The organism is Abyssibius alkaniclasticus (genome assembly GCF_020447305.1).
Classification (GTDB): Bacteria; Pseudomonadota; Alphaproteobacteria; order Rhodobacterales; family Rhodobacteraceae; genus Abyssibius; species Abyssibius alkaniclasticus.
The window spans coordinates 2773285-2791034 of record NZ_CP095732.1 but is presented as its reverse complement, the minus strand read 5'-3'; the positions used below and the strand labels follow the sequence as shown (position 1 = coordinate 2791034).

Below are 17750 nucleotides of genomic sequence, written 5' to 3'. Positions count from 1 at the left end.
CGCCCCCGGGCACTGCGATTGTAAATTTTTTGTGAATTTATCGCCAGCGGCGGTGTCGTTTCTGCTAAAAGGCGTGCAGTGCCGCCGTGTCAGCTACACGCGGCCAACGAAGTTTTGGGAGAGAACAATGAAAAAGATTGCCATAGCCGCCTTAATGACGGCCACCGCGCTGACCGCAAGCCCGGCATTCGCCAGCTGCGAAGAGGGCGAAATCGTTATCAAATTCGCGCATGTCACCAATACCGACCGCCACCCAAAGGGGATTGCGGCCGAGCTTTTGGCCCAGCGGGTGAATGACGAGATGGACGGCATTGCCTGTATGGAGGTCTATCCGAACTCCACCCTTTATAACGATGACCAGGTGCTGGAAGCCATGTTGCAGGGCGATGTGCAGCTTGCCGCCCCCAGCCTGTCGAAGTTTGAAACCTTCACCCGCGTTTTCCGCATTTTCGACCTGCCCTTCATGTTCAACAACATCGAAGCGGTCGAGGAATTCCAGAACGGCGAAGCCGGTCAGGCGATGCTTGGATCGATGGAACGCCGTGGCCTGATGGGGCTTGGTTTCTGGCATAACGGGTTGAAGCAGTTTTCGGCCAATGTGCCGCTGCTTTTGCCAAGCGATGCAGCCGGTCTGAAATTCCGCGTGCAGCCTTCGGATGTGCTGGTAGCGCAGATGGAAGCCCTGGGCGCCTCGCCGCAGCCAATGGCGTTTTCCGAAGTTTATGGCGCGCTGCAAACCGGCGTTGTCGACGGACAGGAAAACACATGGTCCAACATCTACGGCCAGAAGTTCTTTGAAGTGCAGGACGGCACCACCGAAACCAACCACGGTGTGCTGGACTATCTTGTCGTCACCTCGACCGACTGGCTCGACAGCCTCGATCCGGCCGTGCGCGACCAGTTCCTGACCATCCTCAATGAAGTGACCGCCGAGCGGAACGCAGCCGTGAACCAGGTGGATGCCGAAGCCCGTCAGGCCATTCTGGATGCCGGTGGCGTGATCCGCGAGCTGACCCCGGAACAGCGTCAGGCCTGGGTTGATGCGATGCTGCCGGTCTGGGCGCAGTTTGAAGCCGATGTCGGGGCCGAAAACATTGCCGCCGCACAGGCCGCAAACGCCAACAACATGTAAAACGTTCAGCCCCCGGTAACATCCGGGGGCTGAATTCGCTCTGGGGGGGAGAGTGCGCTATGGCTGCCGAGGCTGCAAGCACGGGCCGTTTTGGCCGAATTATCAACACATTGGAAGAAACCATTATCGCCTATATCATGTTGGCGATGGTGGTCATCACCTTTGGCAACGTGATTTTGCGCTATGTCTATAACAGCGGATGGATCTGGGGGCTGGAGCTTACGGTTTACCTGTTCGCATGGCTGGTGCTGTTTGGCATATCCTACTGTGTGAAAGTAACCGCGCATTTGGGTGTTGATGCGGCGATCAACCTGCTGAACCCCGGCCTTCGCCGCGTTTCGGTGCTGATTGCGGCGGCGTTCTGCATTGTCTATGCCGCGCTGCTGATGAAGGGCGCATGGGATTATTACGCCCCGTTTGCGGGCATGGATGCAACCACAGGGCGCTGGTTTCCCACCGGCTTTGCCAATAGCCGCGACCAGGGCTGGTATGAAACCTCCGATATTCCGCTGCCCGCCTTTCTGGGCTTTCTGGAAGGCTGGTTCAACCAGGGCGAGGCCTATGAAAAGCTGCCCCGGCTCGTGCCCTATCTGATGCTGCCCCTGGGGATTGCGCTGCTGCTGTTTCGCTTCGTGCAGGCCTTCATTCTTATCGCGCTGGGCAGGCGCGACCACCTCATTGCCAGCCACGAAGCCGAGGACGCGGTGGAAGAAGCCGGTCGCAAGATGCAGGAGGCATAGCGCATGGATGTCGCACTTCTTTTTCTGGCCATAATCGGCCTGCTGATGATCGGCGTGCCCATTGCGGTTTCGCTTGGCCTTGCCTCGACCATTTATCTGCTGGTTCTGTCCGATACCTCGCTGGCCAGCATTGCGCAGACCATGTTCCAGGCGATGGCGGCGCATTATACGCTGCTGGCCATTCCCTTCTTCATTCTTGCGTCCAGCTTCATGTCGACAGGTGGTGTGGCCAAGCGGATCATCCGCTTTTCCATTGCCATTGTCGGCCATTTTCACGGCGGGCTGGCCATTGCGGGCGTGCTGGCCTGCATGATGTTCGCGGCCTTGTCCGGCTCGTCGCCCGCCACGGTCGTGGCGATCGGCGGCATCGTCATCACCGCCATGCGGCAGGTGGGCTACAGCAAGGATTTTGCCGCGGGTGTTATTTGTAACGCAGGCACGCTTGGCATTCTCATTCCGCCCTCGATTGTGATGGTGGTTTATGCCAGCGCAACCGATGTCTCGGTTGGCCGCATGTTTCTGGCGGGTGTGTTTCCGGGCCTGCTGGCCGGTATCATGCTGATGGTGGCCATTTACCTGACGGCGCGGCTGCGCAACATGCCAAAGGGCGAATGGCTGGGCTGGACCGAGGTTTTTGACTCGATTCTCGAAGCCGGCTGGGGGCTGTTCCTGATCATCATCATTCTGGTTGGCATCTATGGCGGGATATTCACCCCGACGGAAGCCGCCGCCGTCGCCTCGGTCTATGCCTTTCTTGTCGCGGTGTTCATCTATCGCGATATGGGCCCGCTTCAGGGCCGCGGCTGGATGCGTGAAGGCGAAGTGCAGGGCGGGCTGCTTGGCTTTCGGGTCGTCGGCTTTTCGGTTGTGACATTGCTGCTTTACGGCGGCATTGCCGCGATGACCGAGCTGGCCTATTCCACCGCCATTCTTGCCGCGATCGGGTTTTTCGCCGTGGCGCTGATCCTGGGCAATGTCATGGCCAGGGCGGCAATGGTCGGGCAGGTGCGGCTTGTGTCGATGATCGCCTTTCTGCTGCTTGGCATTCTGCCCTGGCTTTATGCGCTGGTTATGGTCTGGACGGGTTCGGAAACCGGCCTCTCAACGCAGGTGCTTGGCTCTATCATCCTGACGATCGTGCTGCTTTTGCCGCCGGCGGTGTTCATTTTCGCAATGGAAAAAGGCGCAAATGCCTTGGCGGGCGTGGGGGGCGACTATTTTGAATCGCTGCTCACGGGCAGCCGCGCCGTGCTGCGCGGCAATTTTGAAAACCTGCTGGCCGCCCCGATGGCGCTGCTGGACAAGAACACGCGCGCCACGCTGTTCGAGGCGGGCAAGCTGACGGTGACGCTCATGTTCATCATCGCCAATGCGCTGATCCTGAAACAGGTGCTGACCAACGAGCAGGTGCCGCAGCAGATTGCCGGGGCGATGCTGAATTACGGGTTCGGGCCGGTTGTTTTCCTGATCATCGTCAACGTGATCTTGCTGATCGGCGGGCAGTTCATGGAGCCATCGGGGCTGATCGTGATCGTCGCGCCGCTGGTCTTTCCGATTGCGATTGATCTGGGGATCGACCCGATCCATCTGGGCATCATCATGGTGGTGAACATGGAAATCGGCATGATCACGCCGCCCGTGGGGCTGAACCTGTTCGTGACATCGGGCGTGGCCGGAATGCCGATGATGCGGGTTGTGAAAGCCGCGCTGCCCTGGCTTGGCATTCTGTTCATCTTCCTGATCATCATCACCTATGTGCCCGGCATCTCGACATGGCTGCCGACCGAGATGATGGGGCCGGAGACGATCATCCGCTAGACTGCCGCGCCCTGGTCCCGATCAGGGATCGGGGCAGGGCTTGGCGGTGGCGGCGCGGCTGGCGTTGCGCGTGCCGGCACCGTCTGGTCGCGCGCCGCCCTCCAGCATTGCGCTGTGTGCCAGCAATGCCGGGCCTGGGCGCGGCATCGCAAAGCGGCGCGGGCGCAGCGGGTGACACTGAACTGCCCTTGCCGCGCCGCCCCCGCCAAGCGGCGGGCAAGGCCAAAGGCCTTGTGTGCTGCGCGGCAGGGTTTCGGCCTAGCCGTGGCGGTTTAGCCTGTAGGGGGTTGCATCGCGGTTGGGGCGTGCGCCTTCGGCGATATCCGCCACCATCCGCCCCAGCCTTGGGCCAATCGTAAGCCCGATATGCTGGCTGCCAAAGGCGCTGATGATGCCCGGCAGTTTTGCATCTTCCCCCAGATAGGGCAGCCCGTCGGGGGTAGAGGGGCGCTGGCCCATCCATTCATCGGCGCTTTCATACTGCAAGCCGGGAAATACCTGCCCGATGCGTTTGCGCAGCAGCGCAAGCGGCGCGGTGCCGCGCGGTGCATCAAGCCTTGCATATTCGGCAATTCCGGCTATGCGCAGCCCCTGCGCCATCGGGGTGATCACGCATTTCGCATCTTCAACCATCATCGGGTTTTTCGGCATGAAGCTCGGCTTGCGCAAAAACAGATGATAGCCGCGCTCGGCCTCCAGCCACAGGCGCGGGCCCTGGCGGTTCAGCAGTTTCTGGCTATGGGCGCCGGCGCAAAGCACAAGGCGCCCGGCAGACAGCACCGTGCCATCGGCCAGCGCAATGCTGGCGGGCGCACCGGGCGTAATCGTGCGCACCTCGGCCAGCCGCAGCCTGCCGCCCCTGGCCACGAAACCCTCGGCCAGATCGCGCATATACTGGCCGGGATCGGTGATCCAGCCATAATCAGGATAGACCGACATGAAGCCATAGCGCGGCCCAAGCCCCGGCATGTGTTCGGCCAGTGCCGCCCCTTCGAGCGTGTAGGATTTAAGCCCGTATTGCTTTTTGAGCGCCGTGCCCGCCGCCTCGGCCGCATAGGCCGCGCGGTCACGATACAGATAGCTGTATTCGCCAAGCCGGATATGGCGGGCGGCTGGCCCGCCTTCGGCCAGCGCCAAATGCTGCTCGATCGTGTCAGACACCAGCGCGTCGAGCCGCGCAACCGTGGCGTTGAAATTTGCCGCGCGGCCCGCATGGATAAACCGCATGAACCAGGGCAGCAGGCGTGGCAGATAGCGCCAGCGCAAGAAAAGCGGCGAGTCGGCATCCAGCAGCATCCCCGGCACTTTCCACAGCATTCCGGGTTCGGAATTCGCCAGAATGGAGCCGCGCGCCAGCAGCCCGGCATTGCCATATGAGGCTTGTGCAGGGTCGCCCGGCGCCACGCGGTCCACCAGTTCAACCTGCCAGCCCCGGCGTTGCAGCCAGATGGCCGATGACAGGCCGGTAATGCCTGCGCCAATCACAATCGCCGTTTTGCTCATCGCTTGCCCTTGCCCCTGCGCGGTGGAATAGTCGCGCAACCATTGGAGTGGACCATGAAGAAGCGCAACGACATCCGCAATATCCTGTTCATCATGTATGACCAGTTGCGCCACGATTATCTGTCATGCGCGGGGCATGAAACCCTGCACACCCCGCATATGGACAATCTGGCCGCGCGCGGTTTGCGGTTTGCCAACGCCTATGTGCAGTCGCCCGTCTGCGGCGCCAGCCGGATGAGCGCCTATACCGGGCGCTATGTGTCCAGCCACGGCGCGGCTTATAACGGCTACCCGCTGAAGGTGGGCGAGCTTACCTTGGGCGACCATCTGCGCGAGATCGGTGTGCAAAGCTGGCTGATCGGCAAAACCCACATGAAGGCCGATGCCAAGGGCATGGCGCGGCTTGGGCTGGCGGCCGATAGCGTGATCGGCGCGCGGGTGGCCGAATGCGGCTTCGATGTCTGGAGCCGCGAAGACGGGCTGCATAGCGACGGGCCAAAGGGGCATTATGGCGATCCGGACTCGCCCTATAACGCCTATCTGAAGGCGCTGGGCTATCCGGGCAGCAACCCCTGGCACGACTTTGCCAATGCGGGTGATGATGGCGGCAACATGGCTTCGGGCTGGTTCATGAGGAATGCCGGGCAGGCGGCGAATATTGCCGAGGCGCATTCCGAAACCCCCTGGCTGACCCGCCGCGCAATGGCCTTCATGGACAGCGCGCAGGCCGCCGCGCCGTGGCTTGCGCATCTGTCTTTCATCAAGCCGCACTGGCCCTATATCGTGCCGGCGCCCTATCACAACATGTTCACCGCCGCCGATGTGCAGCCCGCACAAAGGCACGCGGCAGAGCGGCAAAACCCCCACCCCGTGCTGGCAGCCTTCCAGAGCAATATCATCGGGCAGAGCTTTGCGCGTGACGAGGTGCGCAACACCGTCATCCCCGCCTATATGGGGCTTATCAAGCAATGCGACGACCAGCTTGGCGTGCTGCTGACCTTTCTGGAGGAGGCGGGCCGGATGGAGGATACGATGATCGTGCTGACATCCGACCACGGCGATTATCTGGGCGACCATTGGCTTGGTGAAAAAGACCTGTTCCATGCCCCCAGCGTGAAGGTGCCGCTGATCATCTATGACCCGCGCCAAGCCGCCGATGCCACGCGCGGGCAGGTTTGCGATGCTTTGGTCGAGTCCATCGACCTTGCCCCGACATTCATCGAAGCCAAAGGCGGCACCGTGCCCGACCATATTCTGGAAGGCCGCAGCCTGCTGCCTTGGCTGGAAGGGCGCCAGCCGGAAAACTGGCGCGAATTCGTGGTCAGCGAATATGATTACGGCACGTCGCCAATGGCCGAAAAACTGGGGCTTGCGCCGCGCGATTGCCGCCTGTTCATGCTGGCCGATGCGCGCTACACATTCATCCACGCCGAAGGCGGCTTTCGGACCATGCTGTTTGACCGGCAGGCCGACCCGTTTGAATATTTCGACCGGGGCGACAGCGCCGATCATGCCGGGATTATCGCGCTCATGCAGGACCGGCTTGCGCAATGGGCGCGCCGGATGAGCCAGCGGACAACGAGATCCGAGGCAGAACTGCGCGCCCAGCGGGGCGATCCTGCCGATCTTGGCCTGATGATCGGCATCTGGGACGAACGCGACGTGACCCCGGAGCAGGCCGCCGCGCATATTGGGCGTGCAGGCCAACGGCCAGACTAGGCAAAACAGGCCAGAATGTCATCGCGCCGGCCCATCAGCGCGCGGTATTCTCTTTGCCAGTCTTGCAAATACCCGTCGGCCGCCAGTTGCGCGGCAACCTCCTGGCCGACAACACGCGCCGTCGCAGAAGCACTGCTCAGATGCAGCAGCGAAATTGCCAGCATATCCAGCAATGCCGGCATATCGCCATGCCCGTATTCTGCGCAGATCAGCCGAAGGCGCGGGCAGCCGGCGGCAAGCTCGGCTTCGGCGAGCGGCGCAAGATCGTCGCGCGAAAAGCACAAGGGTGCAAACCAATAGGCCAGATAGGCAAGGTCGCGAATGCGCGGCCCCGGCCCGGCAAGGTCGAAGTCGATGATCGCCACGGGCCGGGCACCATCAAACACCATGTTGTAAGGGCCAAGATCGTTATGGCAGATCACCTCGTGGCGGGCGGGGTTCGGGCTGCTGATCGCCCAACCCTCGTGCTTTTCGGCCACAAGCGCGGTGGTGGCATCGTGATAGCGCCGCAACAGGCGCACAGCGGCGAGCGCGGCATCATCGCCTTCCCATGTTTCTGGTGTCGCTTCCGACGTTCCCGGAATGAAGCTGAGCATTTCGCGCCCCGCCTCATCCAGCCCCAGAAAGCGGGGTGCTGCGTCAAACCCCTGTGTTTCCAGATGCAGCAACAGCTTGTGGATCAACGGGCTTTGCGGCGCGGTATTGCGGCGCACCGTGTCGCCAACCCGCACAACACCACCGTTTACATTACCACCCTCAAGCGGGATTTCATCATGACTCATTGCACCACTTTACTTGAATTTACGAAACAATCCCGTTGTATCAAAAATATCTTCCAGCGCATCCATGCGCGCGCGGCTGTCTTGCCATGTTTCCTGCTGCACCTGTGCGATCAGGCTTTCAACAATCACCAGCATGGCGGCGGCAGAATCCCACGCGCTGGGCGCCTCGATGCGGCAATTGATGCGGAACCGCGCGTGTTTGGTGGCCGGAGAACCCCATTGGTCGGTGAACAGCACAATCGTGGCCCCGCGCGCGGCTGCAAGCTCGGCCAGCCGCAGCACGGTGTTTTCATAGCGGCGCATGTCGAACATCACGAAAATATCGCCCGCACCAAGGTCGAGCAGATGATGCGGCCAGGTGCCATCGCCCGCCGGCAGGAACGTGACCCCACCGCGCAGCATTTGCAGATGGGTGAACAGATATTCGGCAATGCTGCGGGTAATGCGCCCGCCGGTGACATAGATGCGGCTTTGCTTGTCGGCCAGTGCCGCGCAGATGGCATCAAAGTCCTTCGGGTCGATCTGCGCAAGCGTCTGGCGCAGATTTTGCATGGCCGCATCGGCAAAGCGGTTCAGCATATGCGTGTCGGGCGCATCGCCTGCCCATAGGTCGTGCTTGCTGATCGGGTTGGAAATGCGCGCCTCCAACTCATCGCGCAAGCGGGCCTGAAACTCGGAAAACCCCACAAAACCCAGCTTTTGCACCATGCGCGCCACGGTCGGGGTAGACACCTGCGCCGCCTGTGCAATGGCGGTAATGCTTGCCAGCCCGGAAACCGGATAATTGTCCAGCAGCGAATTGGCCAGCTGCTTTTCGGCGCGGGTGAGCGTGTCAAACCGTGCGTTCAGCATATCGGCAATGCTTTGGGGTGGCGATTGGGGCTTGGTCACCGGCGTTCCTTCAATTGTCGGATTCATTACAGCACAAGTGAGTTTGAAAAAAAACAATCAAATGAGTTGACAGAATCGTGCTGCGTGGCCGAAATTTCATGCAGGAGGATGACGCGTGGACGCAGATTTGCACAGTATTCTGGCGGCGGATGAGGGGCCGGCGTTGCGCGTGGTCAACGCCAATGCGGCCAGTCCGGTCGTGATTGTGTGCGAACATGCCTCGAACCGCCTTCCGCGCGCCCTGGGCAATCTGGGGCTGGATGAGGCGGCGCTGTCCAGCCATATCGCATGGGATCCGGGCGCGCTTGCGGTTGCGCTTGCGCTGGGCACGGCGCTTGGTGCCACGGTTATCGCCGCCAATTTTTCGCGCCTTGCCTATGATTGCAACCGCCCGCCAGAAGCCCCCGGCGCCATGCCGGCCCGCAGCGAGGTTTACGAGGTGCCCGGCAATGCCAGGCTGGGCGATGCACAAAAACAGGCGCGGGTGCAGGGGCTGTATAAGCCGTTTCACGCCGCCGTGGCCGATGCGCTGGCCGCGCGCGGTGCGGGCGCGGTTCTTGTGACCATCCACAGCTTTACGCCGGTCTATTTCGGTCAGCCGCGCGCGGTGGAACTGGGCATTCTGCATGACCAGGATTCGCGCCTGGCCGATGCGATGCTGGCGCAGGCCGCCGCGCATACGACCCTGAAAACCGAACGCAACCAGCCCTATGGTGCCGATGATGGGGTAACCCACACGCTGCAGCGCCACGCAATAAAATCGGGAATATTGAATGTGATGATTGAAATTCGCAACGATCTGCTGGCCAGTGCCGCCGGTCAGGCCAAGGCCGCGCAAGAGCTGGCCAGCCTGCTGTCTGCCGCGCTGGCCAGCCCGCGCGGGGCGGTTGCATGATGCGCCTGATTTACGGATATGCGCGCGGTGTCGAGGCGGTGAACCGCCGGATCGGCCGCATCACCATGTATCTGATTTTCGTGATGATGGCGGTGCTGCTCTATTCATCCTTTTCAAAGGTCGTGGCCGATGTCACCGGCTGGTCGGACCCGACCGTTGCCGTGAACCTGCCGAATTTCTGGACGCTGGAAACCGCGCAATTCATCATGGTCGCCTTTTATATTCTGGGCGGTCCGTATTCGCTGCAACTTGGCAGCAATGTGCGCATGGATCTGCTTTATGGAAGCTGGTCTGACCGCACCAAGGCCTGGGCCGATGCGGTAACGGTTTCAGCGATGATCTTCTTTCTGGGCGTGCTGCTTTATGGCGGGCTGGCGTCGCTCGCCTATTCGCTGGGCTATTACGGGATGGAGCCGCTGGTGTTTTACCGCGAGCTGATCACTTCGGTCTTCACCGGTGAAACAGCCGAGGTTCTGGGCCGGTTTGAACGCAGCCCGACAGCCTGGCGGCCCTATCTCTGGCCGATCAAGACCATCATGTGTTTTGGCTTTGTGATGATGCTTTTGCAGGCCACAGCCGAGCTTATCAAAGATATTGCGCGTATTCGCGGGGAACAGTTTTAATGTCATACGAAATGATCGCCCTGCTGATGTTCGCATCAATGATGATGATGATGATCACCGGCCAGCGGGTCTTTGCCGCCATTGGCATTGTTGCCAGTGTCACCGCCCTGCTGCTTTGGGGCACGGGTGGCTCGAACGCGCCGTTCTCAGCCGCCATGAAGCTGATGAGCTGGTATCCGCTGCTCACCCTGCCGATGTTTGTTTTCATGGGCTATGTGCTGAGCGAAAGCCGCATCGCCGATGACCTATACAAAATGTTCCATGTCTGGATGGGGCCGATCAATGGCGGCTTGGCGATTGGCACAATCCTGCTGATGGTGCTGATTTCGGCCATGAACGGGCTTTCGGTGGCGGGCATGGCCATAGGCTCGACCATTGCGCTGCCCGAGCTTTTGCGGCGCGGCTATGATAAAAGGATGATCACCGGGGTCATTCAGGCGGGCTCGAGTCTGGGCATTCTGGTGCCGCCTTCGGTGGTGCTGGTGCTGTATTCGATGATTGCCAAACAGCCCGTGGGGCAATTGTGGCTGGCCGGTGTTGTGCCGGGGCTGCTGATGGCCACGATGTTTGTGGTATACATATACATCCGCTGCCGCGTGAGCCCGGAGCTTGGACCGGCCCTGCCCAGGGAAGAGCGCAATATCCCGCTGGCCGAAAAACTGCGCCTGCTGCGCGCCGGCCTGCTGCCGGTGGGCATTTTCGCAGTCATGATGGTGCCGTTTGTGAACGGCTATACATCGCTGGTCGAAAGCTCGGCTGTCGGGGCTATGGCGGCCTTGCTTGCGGCCATTTTCAAAGGGCGGATGAACCGCGAGGTGTTCGAGGTCTCCCTGCGCCAGACCCTTGCCATTACCTGCATGTTCATGTGGATCATTCTGGCCGCACTTGCCTTTGGCGCGGTGTTTGATGGCGTGGGCGCGGGCAAGGCGATCGAGGGGTTTTTCGTTGGCCAGCTTCAGCTTGGCCCGTGGGAAATTCTGATCCTGATGCAAATCTCCTACCTGTTCATGGGGATGTTTCTGGATGATACGGCAATGCTGGTCATTGTCGCCCCGCTTTACGTGCCGCTTGTCGGCGAGCTTGGCTTCGATCTGGTGTGGTATGGCGTGCTTTACACAATCACCTGCCAGATTGCCTATATGACCCCGCCTTTCGGTTATAACCTGTTTTTGATGCGCGCAATGGCCCCGCCCGAGATCAGCCTGCGCGACATCTATATTTCCATCATTCCCTTTGTGGGCGTGATGATCCTTGCGCTGGCTCTGGTCACAGCCTTTCCCGGTATCGCGCTGTGGCTGCCGAACCTCGTTTACGGAAATTAAGAAGGATGGCTCCGCGCCTCTGCGGGGCCGCAAATATCAACCAACGGAGAGAAAGACATGACAACACGTCGCAAGTTTTTGACCACAGCCGCCATTGCCGCACCTGCTGCTCTGGCCGCCCCCGCGCTTCATGCGCAAGCGCCGATCAAATGGCGCCTGCAAACCTATGCCGGCCCGGCCTTGGGCGAGCATGTGATCAAACCCTCGATCGACGCCTTCAACAAGGTTGCCGCCGGGCAGATGGAAATTGAACTGTTCTATGCCGACCAGCTTGTGCCGACATCAGAACTGTTCCGCGCCGTGCAGAACGGCACGATCGATGCGGTGCAATCGGATGATGACTCGATGGCGTCGCCCACCGATGTGACGGTGTTTGGCGGCTATTTCCCCTTTGCCACACGCTATTCGCTCGATGTTCCGGTGCTGTTCAACCAATGGGGCCTGAACAAGATCTGGGAAGAGGAATATGACAAGGTTGGCGTGAAATGGTTGTCTGCCGGCGCGTGGGACCCGTGCCATTTTGCCACCAAGGAACCCATCAATTCGCTGGCCGATCTGAACGGGTTGCGGGTCTTTACCTTCCCGACAGCCGGGCGCTTCATGTCGAAATTCGGCGTTGTGCCTGTGACCCTGCCTTGGGAAGATATCGAGGTTGCCGTGCAAACCGGCGAGCTTGACGGCATCGCATGGTCGGGCATTACCGAAGACTATACGGTTGGCTGGGCCGATGTGACCAACTACTTCCTGACCAACAATATTTCGGGCGCCTGGGCGGGCAGCTATTTCGCCAACCCCGCAAGCTGGGCCGCCGTGCCGGAACATTTGCAAGAGCTGTATAAGCTTTGCATGGACAGCAGCCATTACTACCGCCAGCATTGGTATTGGGGTGGCGAGGCGCGGCTGCGCACTGAAGGCACCAAGATGGAGCTGACCACCATCCCCGATGCCGAATGGGCCACGGTTGAAGCCGCCGCGCGCGACTTCTGGGACGAGATTGCCGCGGAAAGCGAAACCAAGGCGAAGGTCGTGCAGATCATCAAGGACTATAACGCGTCGATGGATCGCGCGGGCCGTCCGTATCGCTACAACTAGGGCGCACTGCCCAAATATGCGCCGCCGAAGCAATTCGGCGGCGTTTTTTTGTGCCCAGAGCGCAAGATTGCGAAAATCCGCCGATTTCCTGTTGCACATTTGCTGCACCTGCTAAAGATTGACACCGCATTCAGCCAGCATTTCGCACAGGGGGAGTTTTGATGAAAATTGGCGCACCAACCGAAGTTTTTGAAGGCGAGGCGCGGGTTGCCCTTACCCCGGCAAGCGCCGCGCAGTTGCAAAAACTGGGCTATGACTGTGTTGTGCAGGCGGGTGCTGGCGCCAAGGCCCGCTTTTCTGATGATGACTACAAGGCCGCGGGCGTAGAGGTGGTCAAGACCGCCGCCGCGCTTTGGAAGGCGGCCGATGTCGTGGTCAAGGTCCGCGCCCCGGAACTGGCCGAGCTGAAGCACGCCAAAAAGGGCCAGATCCTGATATCCTTCATCAGCCCGGCGCAAAATGCCGAATTGCTGGATGCGATGAACGAAAAGGGCGTCACGGCGCTGGCAATGGATATGGTGCCACGCATTTCGCGCGCCCAGAAGATGGACGCGCTTTCGTCGATGGCGAATATTGCGGGCTATCGTGCGGTTATCGAAGCGGGCAATAATTTCGGCCGCTTCTTTACCGGCCAGATTACCGCCGCCGGCAAGGTGCCCCCCGCCAAGGTGCTGGTGGTTGGCGCGGGCGTGGCCGGGCTTGCCGCCATCGGTGCCGCCACCTCGCTTGGCGCGCAGGTTTATGCCTTCGATGTGCGCCCCGAAGTGGCCGAGCAGATTGAAAGCATGGGCGCGCAATTCGTCTATCTGGATTTTGAGGAGGCCCAGCAGGATGGCGCGGCAACCGGCGGCTATGCCGCCCCCTCAAGCCCCGAATTCCGCGAAAAGCAGCTCGAAAAATTCCGCGCATTGGCCCCTGATATGGATATCGTGATCACCACCGCGCTGATCCCGGGGCGCGATGCGCCCAAGCTGTGGCTGGAAGATATGGTTGCCGCCATGAAGCCCGGCTCGGTTGTGGTTGACCTTGCCGCCGAACGCGGCGGCAATTGCGACCTGACCGTGATGGATGAGAAAATCGAAAGCCCCAATGGCGTTACGGTGGTTGGTTATACCGACTTCCCCAGCCGCATGGCCACGCAATCTTCCACGCTTTATGCCAACAATATCCGCCATATGATGGACGATCTGACCCCCGCCAAAGACGGGGTGGCCGTGGTGAATATGGAAGATGACGTGATCCGCTCGGCGACAGTTGCCCATGACGGGGCCATTACCTTCCCGCCGCCACCGTTGAAAGTGGCGGCGATTGCCGCGGCCAAGCCCAAAAAGGCTGCCGCCAAAACCGCCGAAGAAAAGCGCGCCGACGAGGTTGCGGCCTTCAAGAAGCAAACCATCCAGCAGGTATCATTGCTTGCAATCGGTGCAGCATTGCTGCTTGGCGTTGGGCTTGTGGCACCGGCCAGCTTCATGCAGCACTTCATTGTGTTCGTGCTGGCGGTGTTCATCGGCTTTCAGGTTATCTGGAATGTCAGCCATTCGCTGCACACACCGCTGATGGCGGTCACAAACGCCATTTCCTCCATCATTATTCTGGGGGCCTTGCTGCAAATCGGCTCGGGCTCGTTCTGGGTGATTTTGCTGGCCACGCTGAGCGTGTTCATGGCGGGTATCAACATATTTGGCGGCTTCATGGTAACACGGCGTATGCTCGCCATGTTCCAGAAATCGTAAGCGGGGGGCAGGATTATGGGACTCGGATTCACCACAGCGGCCTATGTTGTCGCGGCTGTATTGTTCATCCTGTCGCTTGGCGGCCTGTCAGGGCAGGAAAGCGCCAAACGCGCGGTCTGGTATGGCATTGCGGGCATGGCGCTTGCCGTGCTGGCCACGCTTGTCGGCCCCGGCGCTGGGCTGTGGGTGTTGTCGGCCGCAATGATTGTCGGCGGTGGCATCATCGGCTGGTTTGTTGCAATGCGCGTGCGCATGACCGAAATGCCGCAGCTTGTGGCGGCAATGCACTCGCTTGTCGGCCTTGCGGCGGTTTTCGTCGGGTTTGCGGCGCATATCGAGCTTGGGCGCGTGCTGGGCATGGCGACGGCAGATCGTGGTGCGCTGGAAGGATTTGCCGAGATCCTGGCCTATAAAACGGCGGTCGAGGTCAGCATTCTGCGCGTTGAACTGTTTCTTGGCGTGTTCATTGGTGCTGTCACCTTTACCGGCTCGATCATCGCCTTCCTGAAGCTTGCCGGCAAAGTATCCACCAAGGCCGAAAAACTGCCCGGTGGCCATTTGCTGAACGCCGGTGCAGCGGCGGCTTCGGTGCTGTGCCTGGTGTGGTATTTCAACACGGGCGGCTTCCTGCCCCTGTTCCTGATGACCTTGTTCGCCCTGTTCATCGGCTACCATCTGATCATGGGCATCGGCGGGGCCGACATGCCGGTGGTGGTGTCGATGCTCAACAGCTATTCCGGCTGGGCGGCGGCGGCCATCGGCTTCAGCCTTGGCAATGATCTGCTGATCGTGGTTGGCGCCTTGGTCGGCTCGTCGGGCGCGATCCTGTCTTACATCATGTGCAAGGCGATGAACCGCAGCTTCATCAGTGTTATTCTTGGCGGTTTTGGCAACACAACCGGCCCCGCGCAAGAAATTGAAGGCGAGCAGATTGCCATTGATGCCGATGGCGTTACCACGGCGCTGGAAGAGGCCGACAGCATCGTCATTGTGCCGGGCTACGGCATGGCCGTTGCCCAGGCCCAGCAATCCATTTCCGAGTTGACCCGCCGCTTGCGGGCGCGCGGCAAGCAGGTGCGCTTTGCCATTCACCCCGTGGCTGGCCGCTTGCCCGGCCATATGAACGTGCTGCTGGCCGAGGCCAAGGTGCCCTATGACATCGTGCTTGAAATGGACGAAATCAACGACGACTTCCCCAACACCGATGTGGTGATCGTCGTCGGTTCCAACGACATCGTGAACCCCGCCGCGCAGGAAGACCCGAACAGCCCCATCGCCGGTATGCCGGTGCTGGAAGTGTGGAAGGCCAAGCAGGTGTTCATTTCCAAGCGCGGGCAGGGCACCGGCTATTCCGGCATTGAAAACCCGCTCTTCTACAAGGAAAACAGCCGCATGTTCTATGGCGATGCCAAGGCGAGCGTTGATCTGCTGCTGGGCAAGATCAGCTAGCAAATCCCGAAAAGAACCAGGACAGCGTCGCAGAAGTTGCGGCGCTGTTTTTTGTTGAGATGGACTGCCAAGCCACCGCGACTCAGATTGACGTTTTCATTGGTTACAATAGCATGGCGACGTCTTTATTTTGGAGGTTCTCGTGAAAGTCTTTGCGCTCCTTTGTTCTGGTATCGCTATAGCATCAGCCGCCTCGGCGGATGGTGTGACAGCAGTGACCATGCCGGTTACTCCGGCTGCGGCACCAGCCCCCGCATCTGCCGATTGGGGCGGTTTCTATCTTGGCGGAAGCTATGTGTTTGGCCGGGATTCCGTTGATGACTTTCAAAATGGCGGCTTTGTCGGCGGCCCGTTTATTTTTGAAGGTAGCAGCATTGGCGGATTCGCCGGGTATAATATCCAGCGTGGCAATTTTGTGCTTGGTGGAGAGGTGGCTTATACGGCAGGCCCGACGACACTCGAAGTCGATGGCGATACCTATTCCGACTTTTTCGACTTGAAGGGCCGGATTGGTTACGCGATGAATCGGGTCATGGTGTATGGTGTGGTTGGTTGGTCAACCGCAACACGCAATGAAACGACCACCGCGACCGCCACAAGCGGGTCTGGCTTTTCCTATGGCGCCGGCGTCGATGTTCTGGTGACGGATCGGATATTTGTCGGCGTCGAGTATTTGACGCGGCAATTGAACGGTGATTATGATCAATTCTACTATTCGGGCTATGCGTTCGAAAACGCCTCGCGCGCGATCAGCCTGCGGGCCGGTTTCAGCTTCTAGCCAATGCCGCGACATGCGGCGCGTTTGATCAAAAGGCTGGCAGCGCCGTGTCAAAGCGGCGCTGTTCGCATTCTGCTTGAAAATTTGCCGCGACCATGCTATTTCATATGCAACGATACGCAAAAAAAGTTGCAGGCGAAAGATGTTTACGCTCCACCAGATACCACAATCCGATGCCCCGCAAGACCAGTCTGGCCGCGTTCTGACCACGGCTGTGCTGCGCGCCGCCGACCGTCTTGGCCTTGGTGGTGCGGCTTTGGCGGGGGTGCTTGGGGTTTCAGCCGCCAGCATTTCGCGGCTGAAATCGGGCGCTATGCTGCTGATACCGGGGCAAAAAGCCTTTGAGCTTGGCGTGCTGTTCCTGCGCCTGTTTCGCGGGCTCGATGCAATGGCCGCGGGCGATGAGGCGATTGCCCGCGCCTGGTTGCGGGCCGATAACCGGGCGTTGGGGCAGGTGCCGCTGGAGATGATTGCCAGCATCACCGGGCTGGTTGATTGTGTGGCCTATCTTGATGCCCGCCGTGCGCCCATCTGAGTTTACCGTGTGGCAGGGGCGCGGCTGGCGCGTGGTGGAAGCGCAGCACAGGGTGGCCACAATGAAGCTGGCCGATACGCTGGATGACCAGGCCGTGCTTGAAAGCCTGATCGAGGCCAGCAAGCCTCCACTGCCCGCAGCCTGCCAGCATCTTGACTATCTGCTTGCCGCGCCCTTTCGGTATCGGCCCTATCCGCACGGTTCGCGTTTTCGCCGCGCCGGGCTTACGCCGGGGGTGTTCTATGCCGCCGAAAAGGTCGACACGGCCCTGGCCGAGGCGGCCTTCTACCGGCTGTTGTTCTTTGCAGAATCGCCCGCCACACCCATGCCGCGCGCGCCGTTCGAGGTTTCGGCCTTTGCGGTGGCGTTGGGCACATCGGCGCTGCTCGACCTGATGGCACCGCCTTATGCGGAACAGTCTGCGCATTGGACCCGGCTGACGGATTACAGCAAAACACAGGCGTTAGAGGGTGAGGCGCGCGCGGCGGGTGCGCAGATCATCCGCTATCAATCCTGCCGTTGCCCGAAACGCGGCGCCAATCTGGCGGTGCTGGATTGCGCCGCCTTTGCAAAGTCCGCGCCCGTTGCGCGGCAAAGCTGGTGGCTGAATATTTCGCACAGCCATGTGCAGGCGCGTTGCGAACACCCCGACCGCGCTCTGGAATTTGCACGCGACGGGTTCGCCGCCGACCCGCGCCTTGCCGCATATGCGACCGCGCCCCGGGCTTGACCCGGGGC

The 17750-nt window shown here is 60.4% G+C and carries 16 protein-coding genes; 13 read left to right on the top strand and 3 right to left on the bottom strand.

Going from position 1 to position 17750, the window contains the following annotated elements:
- Positions 1-127: 127 nt before the first annotated feature.
- Genes LGT41_RS13875 through LGT41_RS13865 form a run of 3 tightly spaced genes read left to right on the top strand, consistent with a single transcriptional unit; the run spans position 128 to position 3690 of the window.
- Positions 128-1132 carry a DctP family TRAP transporter solute-binding subunit gene (locus LGT41_RS13875; protein WP_274127502.1) on the top strand — a complete coding sequence of 335 codons (1005 nt, stop codon included), beginning with the start codon at positions 128-130 and terminating at the stop codon, positions 1130-1132.
- Between the two features lie 59 nt (positions 1133-1191).
- The gene (locus LGT41_RS13870; protein WP_274127501.1) at positions 1192-1872 is read left to right on the top strand and encodes a TRAP transporter small permease; all 681 of its coding nucleotides are present in this window, start codon (positions 1192-1194) and stop codon (positions 1870-1872) included.
- Positions 1873-1875: 3 nt separating this feature from the next.
- A complete protein-coding gene (locus tag LGT41_RS13865; RefSeq protein WP_274127500.1) occupies positions 1876-3690 on the top strand; it encodes a TRAP transporter large permease in 1815 nt (604 codons plus the stop codon).
- A gap of 258 nt (positions 3691-3948) precedes the next feature.
- Here LGT41_RS13865 and LGT41_RS13860 read toward each other — a convergent pair whose 3' ends face one another.
- Complete coding sequence (locus LGT41_RS13860; RefSeq protein ID WP_274127499.1) at positions 3949-5193, bottom strand: NAD(P)/FAD-dependent oxidoreductase; 1245 nt, start codon at positions 5191-5193, stop codon at positions 3949-3951.
- 54 nt (positions 5194-5247) lie between these two features.
- On the opposite strand from LGT41_RS13860, the gene LGT41_RS13855 reads away from it, so the two are divergent.
- Positions 5248-6912, top strand: a complete 1665-nt coding sequence (locus tag LGT41_RS13855; protein WP_274127498.1) for a sulfatase-like hydrolase/transferase — start codon at positions 5248-5250, stop codon at positions 6910-6912.
- Here LGT41_RS13855 and LGT41_RS13850 read toward each other — a convergent pair.
- Positions 6909-7694, bottom strand: coding sequence for an aminoglycoside phosphotransferase family protein (locus LGT41_RS13850; RefSeq protein ID WP_274127497.1), 786 nt, complete (start codon positions 7692-7694; stop codon positions 6909-6911). The two genes, LGT41_RS13855 and LGT41_RS13850, sit on opposite strands and share 4 nt — an antisense overlap.
- 9 nt (positions 7695-7703) lie before the next feature.
- A complete protein-coding gene (locus LGT41_RS13845) occupies positions 7704-8546 on the bottom strand; it encodes a MurR/RpiR family transcriptional regulator (protein WP_274129736.1) in 843 nt (280 codons plus the stop codon).
- A 154-nt stretch (positions 8547-8700) separates the two neighbouring features.
- Here LGT41_RS13845 and LGT41_RS13840 point away from each other — a divergent pair, with 154 nt between their 5' ends.
- The 9 genes from LGT41_RS13840 to LGT41_RS13800 all read left to right on the top strand — a co-directional run bounded on the left by LGT41_RS13840 (position 8701) and on the right by LGT41_RS13800 (position 17742).
- Positions 8701-9480 (top strand): N-formylglutamate amidohydrolase, encoded by a 780-nt coding sequence (locus tag LGT41_RS13840; RefSeq protein WP_274127496.1) that lies wholly within the window; start codon positions 8701-8703, stop codon positions 9478-9480.
- The gene (locus LGT41_RS13835) at positions 9477-10103 is read left to right on the top strand and encodes a TRAP transporter small permease subunit (protein ID WP_274127495.1); all 627 of its coding nucleotides are present in this window, start codon (positions 9477-9479) and stop codon (positions 10101-10103) included. Before LGT41_RS13840 ends, LGT41_RS13835 begins: the two co-directional genes overlap by 4 nt.
- Complete coding sequence (locus tag LGT41_RS13830) at positions 10103-11425, top strand: TRAP transporter large permease (protein ID WP_274127494.1); 1323 nt, start codon at positions 10103-10105, stop codon at positions 11423-11425. Before LGT41_RS13835 ends, LGT41_RS13830 begins: the two co-directional genes overlap by 1 nt.
- 57 nt (positions 11426-11482) lie before the next feature.
- A complete protein-coding gene (locus LGT41_RS13825; protein WP_274127493.1) occupies positions 11483-12517 on the top strand; it encodes a TRAP transporter substrate-binding protein in 1035 nt (344 codons plus the stop codon).
- A gap of 161 nt (positions 12518-12678) precedes the next feature.
- Positions 12679-14250, top strand: a complete 1572-nt coding sequence (locus tag LGT41_RS13820; protein ID WP_274127492.1) for a Re/Si-specific NAD(P)(+) transhydrogenase subunit alpha — start codon at positions 12679-12681, stop codon at positions 14248-14250.
- A gap of 15 nt (positions 14251-14265) precedes the next feature.
- Positions 14266-15699: an NAD(P)(+) transhydrogenase (Re/Si-specific) subunit beta gene (locus LGT41_RS13815; RefSeq protein WP_274127491.1), complete on the top strand. Its 1434-nt coding sequence runs from the start codon at positions 14266-14268 to the stop codon at positions 15697-15699.
- Between the two features lie 142 nt (positions 15700-15841).
- Positions 15842-16477, top strand: a complete 636-nt coding sequence (locus tag LGT41_RS13810; RefSeq protein ID WP_274127490.1) for an outer membrane protein — start codon at positions 15842-15844, stop codon at positions 16475-16477.
- Between the two features lie 142 nt (positions 16478-16619).
- Positions 16620-17012, top strand: coding sequence for an MbcA/ParS/Xre antitoxin family protein (locus tag LGT41_RS13805; protein WP_274127489.1), 393 nt, complete (start codon positions 16620-16622; stop codon positions 17010-17012).
- Positions 16990-17742 (top strand): RES family NAD+ phosphorylase, encoded by a 753-nt coding sequence (locus LGT41_RS13800; RefSeq protein ID WP_274127488.1) that lies wholly within the window; start codon positions 16990-16992, stop codon positions 17740-17742. Before LGT41_RS13805 ends, LGT41_RS13800 begins: the two co-directional genes overlap by 23 nt.
- Positions 17743-17750 lie beyond the last annotated feature (8 nt).